Source organism: Nitrospira sp. BLG_1 (genome assembly GCF_047338595.1).
Taxonomy (GTDB): domain Bacteria; phylum Nitrospirota; class Nitrospiria; order Nitrospirales; family Nitrospiraceae; genus Nitrospira_D.
This window is the reverse complement of record NZ_JBLFBO010000005.1, coordinates 122,733-136,419: the sequence shown is the minus strand read 5'-3', so window position 1 is coordinate 136,419 and position 13,687 is coordinate 122,733. Positions and strand designations below refer to the sequence as shown.

Annotated in this window: 14 protein-coding genes; 5 read left to right on the top strand and 9 right to left on the bottom strand. The window is 54.3% G+C overall.

Annotated elements, in window-relative coordinates; translation table 11 throughout:
- Positions 1-205 precede the first annotated feature (205 nt).
- The gene (locus ACMTNU_RS07185; RefSeq protein WP_413934551.1) at positions 206-523 is read right to left on the bottom strand and encodes a PilZ domain-containing protein; all 318 of its coding nucleotides are present in this window, start codon (positions 521-523) and stop codon (positions 206-208) included.
- Positions 524-685: 162 nt separating this feature from the next.
- On the opposite strand from ACMTNU_RS07185, the gene ACMTNU_RS07180 reads away from it, so the two are divergent.
- Positions 686-853, top strand: coding sequence for a hypothetical protein (locus tag ACMTNU_RS07180; RefSeq protein WP_413934550.1), 168 nt, complete (start codon positions 686-688; stop codon positions 851-853).
- 52 nt (positions 854-905) lie between these two features.
- On the opposite strand, the gene purN is transcribed toward ACMTNU_RS07180, so the two are convergent.
- The 5 genes from purN to ACMTNU_RS07155 all read right to left on the bottom strand — a co-directional run bounded on the left by purN (position 906) and on the right by ACMTNU_RS07155 (position 7,125).
- Positions 906-1,580 carry a phosphoribosylglycinamide formyltransferase gene (purN, locus tag ACMTNU_RS07175; protein ID WP_413934549.1) on the bottom strand — a complete coding sequence of 225 codons (675 nt, stop codon included), beginning with the start codon at positions 1,578-1,580 and terminating at the stop codon, positions 906-908.
- Complete coding sequence (purM, locus tag ACMTNU_RS07170) at positions 1,570-2,607, bottom strand: phosphoribosylformylglycinamidine cyclo-ligase (RefSeq protein WP_413934548.1); 1,038 nt, start codon at positions 2,605-2,607, stop codon at positions 1,570-1,572. The genes purN and purM overlap by 11 nt, the downstream gene beginning before the upstream one ends.
- 173 nt (positions 2,608-2,780) lie before the next feature.
- Complete coding sequence (locus ACMTNU_RS07165; RefSeq protein ID WP_413934547.1) at positions 2,781-4,172, bottom strand: sigma-54-dependent transcriptional regulator; 1,392 nt, start codon at positions 4,170-4,172, stop codon at positions 2,781-2,783.
- 87 nt (positions 4,173-4,259) lie between these two features.
- The gene (locus ACMTNU_RS07160; RefSeq protein WP_413934546.1) at positions 4,260-6,593 is read right to left on the bottom strand and encodes an ATP-binding protein; all 2,334 of its coding nucleotides are present in this window, start codon (positions 6,591-6,593) and stop codon (positions 4,260-4,262) included.
- Positions 6,594-6,735: 142 nt separating this feature from the next.
- Positions 6,736-7,125, bottom strand: coding sequence for a DUF1844 domain-containing protein (locus tag ACMTNU_RS07155; protein WP_413934545.1), 390 nt, complete (start codon positions 7,123-7,125; stop codon positions 6,736-6,738).
- Between the two features lie 153 nt (positions 7,126-7,278).
- On the opposite strand from ACMTNU_RS07155, the gene mazG reads away from it, so the two are divergent.
- Both mazG and ACMTNU_RS07145 read left to right on the top strand, forming a co-directional pair.
- Complete coding sequence (gene mazG / locus ACMTNU_RS07150) at positions 7,279-8,157, top strand: nucleoside triphosphate pyrophosphohydrolase (protein WP_413934544.1); 879 nt, start codon at positions 7,279-7,281, stop codon at positions 8,155-8,157.
- Positions 8,154-8,771, top strand: a complete 618-nt coding sequence (locus ACMTNU_RS07145) for a hypothetical protein (RefSeq protein ID WP_413934543.1) — start codon at positions 8,154-8,156, stop codon at positions 8,769-8,771. Before mazG ends, ACMTNU_RS07145 begins: the two co-directional genes overlap by 4 nt.
- 37 nt (positions 8,772-8,808) lie before the next feature.
- Here ACMTNU_RS07145 and ACMTNU_RS07140 read toward each other — a convergent pair whose 3' ends face one another.
- A complete protein-coding gene (locus tag ACMTNU_RS07140) occupies positions 8,809-9,225 on the bottom strand; it encodes a hypothetical protein (protein ID WP_413934542.1) in 417 nt (138 codons plus the stop codon).
- A gap of 198 nt (positions 9,226-9,423) precedes the next feature.
- On the opposite strand from ACMTNU_RS07140, the gene ACMTNU_RS07135 reads away from it, so the two are divergent.
- Positions 9,424-10,335, top strand: a complete 912-nt coding sequence (locus ACMTNU_RS07135; RefSeq protein WP_413934541.1) for a hypothetical protein — start codon at positions 9,424-9,426, stop codon at positions 10,333-10,335.
- 63 nt (positions 10,336-10,398) lie between these two features.
- Entirely contained in the window at positions 10,399-11,133 is a 735-nt protein-coding gene (locus tag ACMTNU_RS07130; RefSeq protein ID WP_413934540.1) for a cytochrome b5 reductase family protein, read from the top strand.
- 86 nt (positions 11,134-11,219) lie between these two features.
- On the opposite strand, the gene hemG is transcribed toward ACMTNU_RS07130, so the two are convergent.
- Entirely contained in the window at positions 11,220-12,677 is a 1,458-nt protein-coding gene (gene hemG, locus ACMTNU_RS07125; RefSeq protein WP_413934539.1) for a protoporphyrinogen oxidase, read from the bottom strand.
- Positions 12,674-13,624, bottom strand: a complete 951-nt coding sequence (hemH, locus tag ACMTNU_RS07120) for a ferrochelatase (protein WP_413934538.1) — start codon at positions 13,622-13,624, stop codon at positions 12,674-12,676. Before hemH ends, hemG begins: the two co-directional genes overlap by 4 nt.
- Positions 13,625-13,687 lie beyond the last annotated feature (63 nt).

Sequence of the window (13,687 nt, the reverse complement as noted above, 5' to 3'; positions counted from 1 at the left end):
CCCGTGATGGAGCTGCAAAGCTGACAGAGATTCCTTCTCTCGCATACTCAGCCAGTGCCTCCACCAAAAATATTTGCAGTGCTGTTAACCGCAGCTAAACTGGTCAACCCCAGTCATTCCCGCTCAAATAGTTTCCCGACAGACTAAATCTCCCTCAGTCCTGAAAAGCGTGGTGTCTTCATGCCCGGCTTAGGAGGCTAACCGCTTATAAAGCTTTGAGGCGGGCTTGGATGTAGTCGTTGAGTCTTGCTTGAGATGTCTTATCGATCACCACCGTTTCGACGCCGCATTCTCCGCCATGGACCCAACGAACCTTCCCCTCTGCCACCGACACCCATTGTTTGGTCGGAAGTCGGACCCTGAGAGCGCACACCTCCCCCTGTTCTAATGGTAAAGACCCTGATATGCGCCATCCAAGGGAAGACAGATTCGTGACGGACCCATAGCCGATCCCATTCCCTCGTTCATACTTCACGAGGCTGAAAACCGGAAAGCGGTAGTGATAACGGAGAGCAAAGGGCATAGCGTAAAAACCCAGCAATCGGAATAAAAGATATTGTAGGAGGGGAGCTATTCAAGGTGCAAGGCATTGAGACTGCGATTCAAGACATGAACCTCTATATTTTTGGTATCCTAACTACTAACTCCTCCATTCGCAGTGGTCCGTGCGCCCATGATGCTCAACATGAATCAGGAAGTCGCGGTAAAACGAGCGGTACGCTACAACACAAGTGTGGGAGTCTTGCTTCAGATGCAGGGAAAGGCTGCACTGCTCAGCACACAGGCCGTCTCTGATAATCAGTGGGCATGTCGATTGGAGAGAAATCGATGGGAACGAGAGCGCCTCCCTTGATACAGACAGTGCTCCCGTCTGACAATTCACGAACGGTACTGATTTCGCCCAATCATACTGCGCTGACAATCACCTCGCCGTCTGGCTTGGCACTGTCGATGAACACTCGTCGCCCATCCACTCCTAACCGACCCTCCGCGAAGAGTTGCACGGCGCGTGGATAGATCTTGTGTTCCTGCACAAGGATTCTGGCGGCGAGGGCTTCTGGAGTATCAGCGTCAAGAATCGGCACGGCTGCTTGAATGATGATCGGCCCTTCATCTACCCCTTCCGTGACGAAATGCACCGTACAGCCCGCCAACTTGCAACCCCAATCGATGGCTTTCTTCTGCACCTCCAATCCCGGGAAGGCCGGCAACAAAGAGGGATGAATATTCATCATCCGATTCGCATAGGCATTGACCAATACCGTCGTGACGATTTTCATGTAGCCCGCGAGCAAGACCAGTTCAGTTTCGTGCTGTTGAAGCACCTCCAATAACGATCGGTCGTATGCCTCACGACTATCGGGACGTCCGGCAAAGGGTTTGGGATCGACAAAGAGGTCTTTGATTCCGTGTTTCCGAGCCCGCTCCAGTGCAACTGCCTCTTTCTTATTGCTGATGACGGCTACGATCCGAGCCTGTACCTGCCCCGCTTCGATTGCATCGATCAACGCTTGCAGATTAGAACCTCGACCAGATGCCAGAACCGCCACACGCAATGGGGTCGTTCGGCTAATCGACATACTCGACCTCCGGTTCCTCCCCGGTAGAAGACAGGATTTCGCCGATCTGCCAGCCTCGATCTCCCAGTACCGCCGCACGCGCCAGTACACCGGACACTGATTCAGGTGGAACGACAAGAATCAGCCCGACGCCCATATTGAACACCCGGTACATCTCTTCACGGTCGATCCGTCCCAATCGGCTCATCACACCGAAAATCGATGGAACCGACCAAGCCGTACGCGTAATCCTCGCCCGCACACCCTGTGGAAATACACGTGGCAAATTTTCAGTAATCCCTCCTCCGGTAACGTGTGCGATCCCTTTGATTGGGAAATCCTGGATAAGAGACTGAATCTGCTTCGCATAGATTCTAGTCGGCGCAAGCAGGACCTCACCCAGTGGGCGATCAAGTTCAGGCACTCGATCGGCTGGCGACAATTTCGCTTGATCGAACAAGACTCGGCGCGCCAATGAGTACCCATTACTGTGCAGCCCGGTGGACGCCAGTCCGATAATGGCATCGCCAGGCCTGATCGTTTTGCCATCGACGATTTTTGACTTTTCAACGACGCCCACCGCAAATCCGGCCAAGTCATATTCCCCATCAGGATAAAAGGACGGCATTTCGGCGGTTTCACCGCCGATCAATGCACAACCAGCTTGGCGGCAACCGTCGGCGATACCGGCGACCACCTCTTGAGCCTTCGAGACGGATAACTTCCCGGTCGCAAAATAGTCCAAAAAAAACAGCGGTTCTGCTCCGCTCACCGCAATATCATTCGCACACATAGCGACCAAATCGATGCCGACGGTGTCGTGCTTGTCCATCATAAAGGCGATCTTTAGTTTGGTCCCAACTCCATCCGTTCCGGAGACCAGGACCGGCTCCTTGTATTGACCCGCTTGCAGGCCGAAGAGGCCACCGAATCCTCCTAAATCGGTGAGGACCTCAGGACGGAACGTTGATCGAACGAGCGGCTTGATCCGATCCACGAATTCATCACCTGCATCAATATCCACACCAGCATCGCGATAGGTTGTCATAATTAGGCCGTCACATCGTTTACGGTAATTTACAGCAGCGACTAAGAGCCGCATCTTATCGGAGGGTATCGGAGAGGTCAACGCATGGGAACGACGTGAACTTCCGCGGTTCGTCTGTGAGTACACTCACATGTCGATTACAGGATTCTCTAACAGATGGGTCATGAACTTCCCTACCCTTCGGGCCGCATTTCCACATCCAACAGCTTAATCTTTCGGTGAAGATGACTTCGTTCGATCTTGAGATCGTCCGCCGTCCGTGAAATATTCCAATGGTGTTCTCGCAACTTTCGGCTGATGTAATCCTTTTCAAAAGCGTTCCGGGCATCGCGAAGCGAGTCATAAGATTTGTTCAGAAGCAGCGGTGCAGCAGAGGGACTTGCTGAAACAGCGCCCGTCGTCCGCCCCTGTAATGAGAGCGTGGCCTGTGCGGCTTCAATCGTAAAGCCCGGCACCATGATCATAAGCCGCTCGATCAAATTCCGAAGTTCCCGGATATTCCCTGGCCAATCGTATTGCTGAAACACGCCCATCGCCTCCAGAGAGACATCCTTCATCCGCAGACCTTGCTCTTCAGCATGCAGCTTCATGAAATGTTGGACGAGCGCCGGAATATCTTCCCGCCGCTCTCGCAATGGTGGGACCACGATTGGGACCACATTGAGGCGGTAGTATAAATCTTCTCGAAATTGCCCCTTACCAATTTCCTTCTCTAAGTCCTTATTAGAAGCCGCCAATACTCGCACGTCCACCTTCATCAATTTCGTTCCACCGACACGCGTAAACTGTTGCTCCTGCAAGGCTCGTAACACTTTGGCCTGCGTACTGAGACTCATGTCCCCGATCTCATCGAGAAACAGAGTCCCGCCGTTGGCCTGTTCGAACTGTCCTCGTTTCATGGAGATGGCACCTGTGAAGGAACCTTTCTCATGGCCGAACAACTCACTCTCGATCAAGGTCTCAGGAATGGCAGCGCAATTCACCGCCACAAACGGATGCTCCGATCTCGTGCTATGGAGATGAATCGCTCTGGCGACGAGCTCCTTTCCTGTTCCATTCTCTCCCCCGATCAAGACTCGACTGTTCGTCGGGCCAGCCGTTTCAATGAGTTCTCGTAGCCGTTGCATCACCGGAGACTGTCCGACCAGCTCAAATTTCCGCTCGACCTTACTCCGTAACGCCCGGTTCTCCTGAGCCAATCGATATTGCTCCAACGCCTGTTTCACACGAAACGTCACATTTTCGAGTGACAGCGGCTTTTCGATATAATCATACGCTCCCAGCTTAATCGCCTTCACCGCCGTCTCGATGGAACCATGGCCTGAAATCATCATCACCTGAGTGGTCGGAACAAATTCCTTCACTCGGCGCAAGGTTTCCAGACCATCCATCTCAGGCATCCAAATATCCAAAATCATGAGGTCCGGGGGATCCGTGCCATAGATTTTCAGCGCCTCAAGTCCAGTGCCTGCGACAGCAACCTCATAGCCTTCGTCCTCCAGAATACTTCTCAGAGACGTTCGAATAGCCTCCTCATCATCTACGATCAGAATCGATGCTGACATCTACCTCCTCCAAGAAACATCGACAATCGGCCGGCAACCATTCCCTATTTCAGCTGTCGGCTGTCGTATGACCCATCACGCATCTTGCTACACCGGAAGATCAAACTTAAACACAGCGCCTCTTGGCTGATTGTTACCGACCTGGATCTGCCCCTCATGATCGGTGATGATTCGACGAACAATCGCCAATCCCAATCCAGTTCCCGTTTTCTTGCGAGTAAAATATGGCACAAACAGCTTGTCATGATCCTCGGGCGCAATACCCGGGCCTTCGTCCGCAACAGCAACCACCGCACGTCTGCGCTTGGTGTCGTATCGTGTGCCGACCCACAGTCTGCCTCGCTGGTTCATGGCTTGAACGGCATTGTCAAACAGATTCACGAACACCCGCCGCAACTGTTCACGATCAAAGTTGATAGGCGGCAATGCGTCATCTAACTCGATGACGAACTCGATGTCTTTCTGTGCCTCACGATACAACGTCACGACATCGCGAAGCACGTCGTGCAACGATTGCCGAGTCATTTGTGGCGCGGGGAGACGGGCGAATTTCGAAAACTCGTCCAACATCTGCTTGAGACTGCCGACTTCGTTGATGATGACATTCGTGGCATCATCAAAGACTCGGTCGAGATCAGGAGATTTCTCGAAGAACTTCTTGCGCAACCGCTGGGCAGACAATTGAATCGGCGTGAGCGGATTCTTGATTTCATGCGCGACTCGCTTGGCCACCTCCTGCCAGGCAGCAACTTTCTGCGCCTTGATCAACTCCGTCAGATCTTCGAAAACCAACACAAATCCCAGGTCTTTGCTGGCCTCATCCCGCATGCGAGAACCTTTTAAACCGATCGTGAGCAACTTACCCTGGATATCCAGTTGACCCTCCAAATCAAAGTCATCGCGCTCATCGCTCAACATACGGTCATAGGCCGTCTGAAACAAGTCCAGGGCGAACTCCTTGAAGACCTCGTTGGCCGGTCGCCCTCTCAACTGATCCCCAGCGAGTCCCAGGATGCGCTCAGCCGAGGGATTGAACGTGGTAATGATCCCATTACGATCGATCGACAAAAGGCCGGCGGCGATCGTATCGACCACGGTTTCAATGTAGGCACGGCGGCGATCCAGCTCAACGTTGGTATTGCGCAGCGTCAGGTTGGTCTCCTCCAATTTGGACTTACTCCCCTGGAGATCCTGTGTCATGCGATTGAACGACGCGATTAATGTCCCGATTTCATCGGTGGCCTTCGCATCAATCTGAACGCTGAGATCCCCATGAGCCACTGCCTCAGTGGCCTCCGCCAAGCGCTGGATCGGAACAGTGATGCCACGGGCCACATAAAACCCGAACCATGTGGCGCTGAAGAGAATCAAGACCGTCACCACTGCCACAAACAGGTAGGCCCCGGCTTTGATCGGATTCTTCATCGCTTTGATCTGTTTATATTCCGTGTATTGTCGACCGATTCCCTCCATCTTGGTCAGGAGCGACTCTGGAACATACGTTTCAACCACTACGACCCCTTCGATCTCCCCGCGTCGGCTCGCGGACGCCACTGGAATGGCCGCGCGAACCAACCTCCCGGTTTGCGCCTCCTGGACCGAGGTAAACTCTTGCTTGCCGTTAATCACTTGCAAGACCAATTGACTAATCGGTAAATCCAACACTCCGGGTGGAAGCTCGACATCCAACGCTTTGGTCAGGGTCTCCATTTTGTTCGAGAAGACCTCGATCCCTGCCACCCCGTATTCCATGCGTTTTCTCGCCATGGCAGCGATCAAGAGATCCCGCTGGACCGGAATCAATAAATCTTCTCGAAACAATTCTTGGGAAATCGCCCTGGCACTGTTCACGGCCAGCGCCACATGCCCCGCATGCTGCATCCGAGCGACTTCATAGGAATCTTTCATGACCTTTTCGATATGTTCACTGAACCAGACATCGACGGCTTTGTTGACCAATCCGCTCGCCACTAACGCCAGCAGCAAGGTCGGAATCAGGGAAAACCCGATAAACGCCGCGATCAATTTCGTTCGAAATCCTGACCCGACAAGCCGATGTCGGCGTTCAAAGTAGGCTTTGATCAAATTTCTTGAGAGGAGGAGAACCAGTACCACCAGCCCGATCAAGTCCAAATTCAGCAGGAGCAGCACCAGTGCGTAGCTGGTTGTGGGGAGGAATGAACCGGTTTCCTCACTACCCGGGGCAACCACCTGTGAGTAATAGAAGGTCAGAGCGACACAGGGGATCAGCAGAATGAGAACGATCCAGACCGGACGGAGGTGGGGTGGTTTTTGGTCGAATTTCCGTGAGTGGTCGGGCAAGGACCGATGTATGCTCCGACTAAATACGATGGGTTGAACTTCGTCGATATCTCCGGACGCTCGTCTGAATGTCCCGCTCGGATGGTTCGGCTCAGGCATGCACGTGTCCTCTGGGCACCCTCACGACAGGGCAACAAGCTTGGGTATCACTATAGCCGACATACCGGGCAGTCTCAAAGCCTACCGCACAAACAGCAGTGCCCGGAAACCGAGCAAGACAGCAAACCGTAAAGATGGGAGACTACTTCGGCGAAGCAAGCGTGACATACTTCATACGAAGGGCATAGAGCATGTCGCGCAGAACCGTCTGTTCGTCAGAGGTCAGATTGCCTTTGGTCTTGTCTTCCAGGACGGACAAGAGATCGATGATTTCTTTCGCTTGCGGCAAGTTCACGGGCATTGAGGGTTGTTGAGGATCGAGCTGCTCGCCCATGAGCATGAGCGACGAGGAACCGAGGGAGATGACGAAGGACGAAAAGGTCACCGGAGGGGCAGGGACCGATTGAGAGGATTCCGGCTGAGGCGTTCCCACTGATGTCGAAGTATGAGCGGTCGAAGGCGTCACTGGAGGGGCTTCAGTTCCTCCACTGGCTCTCCGATCCCGAATGACAAACCCCTGCTCTTCCGCCATTATAGTCCTACTCCCACTCAACGCAAAGAATGCGTCGGTACCCTACCATAGGAACTGGTTGGTCGCAAGCCATGAACGAGATTGAAGAAACGGTCTCCCTCGGTATAGAGTGGCGACAATCCGGAGCAGGCCAGAGGAGCATCGTGACAGGAGATGTCAACACGTTTTGATAAAGTGGTCGAGGTGATGGCAACTCTACGCGCGGAACAGGGATGCCCGTGGGACCGCAAACAGACCCATGAGTCCCTGAAACCCTACCTCCTTGAAGAAACCTACGAAGTCCTGGAGACCATTGATCAACGAGACCCACGGAAACTTCAGGAAGAACTCGGAGACGTCCTCCTCCAGGTTCTCTTTCACAGCCAGATTGCAACTGAGTCTCACACATTCTCCATCGAAGATGTGCTGGAAACACTCGCCACAAAGCTGATTCGTCGACATCCACATGTCTTCACGCCACACAGCGAGCAGGAACGGGTATCAAGCAGCGAACAGGTCTTGACTCAATGGGAAGACATTAAGCGCACAGAACGCACGGCCGACGGCAAAACCCAATCGGCGCTTGAGGGAGTCCCCAAGACCTTGCCCGCGTTACTGCGCGCCTATCAAGTTCAAGCACGAGCAGCTCGGGTCGGCTTTGATTGGCCGCACAATGCCGCAGGACTCGAACAGGTCTTTTCGAAAATCACTGAAGAAATGGCGGAACTGCATGACGCACAAACTCAGCACCAAGCCTCATCAGATTCTTCAGCCACTGAATCCAGCAGATACAAACAGGTTGAAGCCGAATTGGGAGACGTTTTATTCTCCCTCGTCAATCTGGCACGCTTTCTCAACGTGAACCCGGAGGAAGCACTTCGCGGAACGATCAATCGATTTACCGATCGGTTTCATCTCGTGGAAGCACAGGCAGCCGAGCAAGGCAGGTCCTTACCGAACATGACATTGGCTGAAATGGATCTCCTCTGGGAAAAAGCGAAACAGCGCCTGCAACCTGAAACGGCTACCCCGAAGAAGGACATCCATTCATGAGCGACAATCAGGGACCATATCAGGAAGGTAAACGTGCCGGAGCCCACCCGCTTCTCGTGGTGTTTGGGATCTTGATCGGCCTCTGGTTGTTCGTTGCCCTGATCGTCCCCAGCTCGAAAAACAAACAGGCAGCGGGAACCGAAGGCCCTAATGTCTCGGCCATCGAAGATCCTGAAGCCGCCCCCGTCATGTTCAAAGTCCAAGCAACCATCGTCGATATGAACACGATCAGTTTGGTCGTGCCCCAACAAGCCACGGATAGCCAGATCGTCGCACTTCTGAAACGCTTGAAGGAAGCACGTCTCGAGGGTTCTCTCGGCACACAGCTCCCAGCCACGACACCAGGCCACAAGCTGGGTGACCATGCCATTGCCGACATCTTAATCTTTTCGGAGAAGCAATTTGCCGAGGCAGAGACCATCCGCACACTCACACGAGGTGCGCATGCACCTGGTACGTTCTACCCGAATGCCGTTCCCTTCGAAGTGGCCATGGAACAAGTCCGCGGCCACTACCGAATCGACCTGAACGATACCAGCAACCCCGACAACGGCTCGCTGGGATTCGCAGATGAATCCGGCGTGCACTCTAAGCAATACCGCAGAATTTTTTGAGGGAGGGGGGACGGAAACGCCCAGGTATCAAGACAGATTACAGGCCGACGCGTTGCTTCACGTCCTCTCGGATGACTGCCTGTTCGGCCTGAAACCTCCCCTCAAGCTTCGGAAACAGGTGGGCCAACGGCCCCACAAACGGGGCCAGCATCACATCGCGCCGTTCAAGAAAAAACCCTTCTATTTCAGCAATTTGGATCTTCCAGTCGGCAAGGTTCTTCGCCAGGAGATTACTGATCATCAATTGCTGGCCGGGTGAACCGGCCACCTCCCCCAGAAGACGGCCCCTGAACACCTCCAGTTCATGCGGCAGAGAAATCTTCACCCGCACGCCATGCGGCGTCGGCCAGGTCGATCGTTGAACAGCGTAATCGTACGAAAACACCTGCTCTCTCGGCTCACGAAACGGGCCGCTCACACTGATGATAGTGAGGTTACTTTCACTGGACGGCATCGGCACAGCACTCCTGGGATAAGAAGGGCCTGAAAAGGCAGAGAGACTACTATAAGAGCTTGCACTTCGCCTGGACAAGAGGCTATTTTATTATTTTATAGAAGTAATTCAATCTCCCTCTCTGGGACACTGCTGCTTGGGTACACACTCCCAAAGTGGGTGCTTGCCACAACCAGCAGAGGCATGGAGATCGAAGGCATGTTTCAGGTTTCTGATCAGCAAGACGACGGTGGAAAACAACCTCCATCAAATCCGAGCGTAGTCAGTAAAGCCTACCCCGGGCTGGTCTTGGTCCCTCCCAGTGATCGAACGATTTTACGACGTCGGATTGTGCGGGGCGCACTCGTTCTTGTCGCCGTTACCTGGATCGTCTGGACCTTTACAACCCAGCCCCCGGCCTCCGACAACGACACGCCCTGCCAATCCGAAGCCGATCAATCAGCCACGGGAAGTTCCACGGACGAATGTGGTACAGCGGCATCAATCCCAGACGCCGAAGCGCGTCCAAGCGACCGTAGCCTGACACAGTCTTCATCGGTTGCAACCCCGGTTGAAGCGTCACCGCTACCAACCATCGCGCAGCCAGATCGGGAACAGCCTCAGACTCCGCCCATGGTGGAGCACCCGACACCGGCACATACTGCACCGACCGAACTTCGCACAGAGCCACAGGTCAGAAACTCAGACCACGAGAAACCAGCAGTCGCTCGGCTGCAGGAAAAGCCGATCGTGACTCAGGAGAGTGATATACACCTTGCCGAACAAGGCGACCCCTTTGCGCAATATCGCCTTGGACGCCGCGTTGCGCAGCAGGAGGGCCGACAGGCACCAGAATCCGTCAGTTGGTATAAGAAAGCGTTTGTCGGATTACATCGTCTCGCGGAGGCCGGAAATGGCCAAGCCATGTATGTCCTTGGCGTGATGTACGCCTATGGACGCGGGGTCGAACGAGATATCAGCCAAGCAAGGCGCTGGCTGACCCGAGCCGTTGATCAGAAGGTAACAGCAGCTCAACCAGTCCTCACGAGCCTTCCATTACCAGCTCGGCAAACTCCGAATCTACAGATTCACGCCGCTGAATCGGCAAAACCCCGCAAGCAACAGAACTGATGCCAGTCAGGTGCGCTCCACCCTGACGTTGCACCAACCAAGAGGATCTCTTACAATACCGCCGTGACTACGGATAGCACCATCCGCATCAAAAGCAAGACGCCCGCTCCGTATCAACTCATCCATATCGAAACAGACACCCACGACACAAAGACCTTCCGGTTTCAGCTACCTGCCGATACCACGCTCGACATGCTGCCCGGTGACTTTCTCTACGTCCATGCGACGATCAACGACAAGCTTATCAAGCGGGCCTACACACCCTCCTCGCTGCCCGGCACAACGGGATCGTTCGACCTGACGGTCAAACGATATGAAACTGGTTCCATTTCAAAGTACTTACACGATCAGAAGATCGGCGACACGGTGCTGATGAGTGGACCGAATACCGGTGGGCATTGGGTCGACGGCATGGCCAAACGAGTGGGGTTCGTGGCTGGAGGCACCGGCATCACCCCGATGGTCTCCATCATTCGTTGGATTCTGACCAAGAAAATTGATGCCGAGCTATCTTTGATCTTTGCCAATAAAACCGAGCAAGACATTATTTTCCGGCAGGAGTGGGACCGATACGTCCTGGACTATCCGAACTTCCACTGCCACTATCTGCTCGAACAGCCGCCTGCGGGATGGACCGGCAACACTGGCCGAATCACACCGGACCTTTTGCACCAATACCTCCCCTCACCAGACCCTGACGCCTGCGTGTTCCTCTGCGGTCCCCCACCAATGGTTGATTCCTTGGAAGCCACGCTCAAAACACTCGGCTATCCCGAACAAGCCATCATCCTCCCCTAGCGCGGCGACAGTTTATCCATTTCACTCAAGCACGGTTCCTCATCCTATCCCCTTGCGGTAGGGCGTTTGCCCCAACAGGACTTTTACTATTCACGGCCAGGATGGATTTTCCCCAAGAGATCCCGCACCACCTGCTCCGCCGCGACGGCTCCATCACGAATGCAGTCCGGAATACCGACTCCTCGATAGGCAGCCCCGGTCAGAACCAGTCCTGGATAGCGGCTGAGTGCCGCATCCAATTGTACCAACCGATCCAAATGGCCGATTGTGTATTGCGGCATAGCCTTCCACCACCGATTCACTTCGGTATAAACTGGTTCAGCTTTGATGCCACATATATTCACCAGCTCTTCCCTGACGGTTGCAACCAGTGCCTGGTCCTCTAGTTGAAGAATGTCTTCTCGCCCGACACCACCCACATAGCAGCGTACGAGTAACTGATCAGAGGGAGCGCGATGAGGCCACTTGAGCGACGTCCAAGTTGCAGCAATCAAATGTCGCTGCTCCCGTCTCGGAATGATAAACCCAAACCCGTCAATGGCACTCGTAAGAGTTCGTGGGAATGCCATCGCAATGGTGGCGGTCGAAGCATAGGGAATAAGATCCAGCAGTCCACCGGCTATGGGCGTCAACGGACGCAACAGGTCCGCAGAAACATAGGCCGGTGTGGCTAAGACCACACTTTCGGCGGAAAGTGCGGAGCCATCCTGCAGAATGAGGTCATACATCCAGCGACCCGGTTCGTGCGACCTCACTCTGAGCGCGTCGACTCGAACTCCTGCACGGAGCTCCACGCCCTGTTGCATTAACCGCGTTGTGAGCGCACTCACCAGCTCACTGAGACCATTCTTGAGGCTGACAAACATCGTCCGTCGTGGTTGGGAAGACGCACTGGATGAGGCTGATTTCTTGGCCGCCATCATGCCGCGAATAATGCTGCCATGCCGCTGCTCGAGCTCAAAAAACCGTGGAAACGTCGCCCGTAGACTCATCTGCTCGGCATCACCCGCATAAATCCCCGCCATCAACGGCTCTAACACCCGCTCATACGCCTGAACTCCAAATCGACGACGGAGGAACGCAGCCAAGGACTCATCATCTCTTGGAGAACCGGGAGGAACTGCGAATTCAAGACCCATCCTCGCCAGCCCCGACCAGCTGAGTAATCCGCTATGGAGGAACGACCCCAATTGCTTCGGAACAAACGAGAGGAGTCCCTCGGGTAAATCCTGCAGCTGTCCGCGGTGGAGAACACAGGCCTTCTTTCCTGTTTCGTTGGTATTGATCAGCTGGTCGGCAAGCCCCAGTTTCATGCAAAGATCGAGACCGGCCTGTTTTTGAGAAAGAAACGAATCCGGTCCGGCTTCAGTCACGATGTCACCGATCCGATGCGTGACGATTTTCCCTCCCCAGGATGGGTCGGACTCAAGAATGGTGCAGCGGAGAGGAAGGCCTGCTTGGGCAGCTTGTTCTTGCAACGCAAATGCGGTCGCGAGACCGGATATCCCACCACCGACAATAACGACTGTACGCGATCGAGTCACGACGGAAGACAGGGAGTGGATTCGTGTGCAGCCAAGACGTCTCGTAACGTCTCAAGTATCGCGGCAGAATCGTTCAACATCGGCATGCGCTCCAGCTGCAGCCCCTTGCTCACAGCCAATTGCTTGAGCTCAATGTCGATGTCAAACAGCGTTTCCACGTGGTCACAGATAAAACCGATGGGCGCCACCAACACGTGGCGATGCCCGGCCTGCTGGATGACCTCCAACATGGCTTCGACCGTCGGCCCAAGCCATGGCTCATTGGAGCGTCCCTGACTTTGATAGGCGAAATACGTCCGTTGGTTACCTAAGGCGTTGGTGACCGCCTCGACCGTTCCCTTCACCTCATCCGGATAGGGATCCTTCATCGCCACAATTCGTTCAGGCAAACTATGCGCGGTGAACAACACCGGCACCGTTGCACGCACATCGGCAGGAAATGTCTGAAGCCCAAGCCGAATATTCTCCACAATCGCAGTGATCAGCCGAGGATGCCGGTTCCAACTCCCGACGTAGGTCACGGGTGTGTGGTCCTCTAACCCGGTACGAGCCTCCTCCACTTTCTTTCGATAGGCTCCGGTACTCAGAGAGGATTGTTGCGGGGCCATACAGACTCCGATGACCTGTTCCGGTAAATCTTTTAGCAGCTCAGCATAGGTCTCTTTAATAAAGGGATGCCAATGCCGCAACCCAACGTACACTCGGTATCGACCGTCACCACACTCATTCAGTTGCCGTTCCAGTTTTTTTGCAACCTCTTGCGTGATCCCGACAGCCGGCGACTTTCCACCGGTGGCACGGTACCGTTCGCGAATTTCTTCGACCAGTTCGGGAGGAGTCGGTCGCCCTCCTCGCACATCGAGCAAAAAGGGCTCGACATTTTCCAGACAATCGGGCCCGCCCATCGCCATCAGAAGCACAGCCGTATGTCGTCGTGATTCAGACATTGATCAGCGCCAATAGCTGATGGCTTCTAGTAGATAGTGAAACAACGAGCGCCACGGACCGGA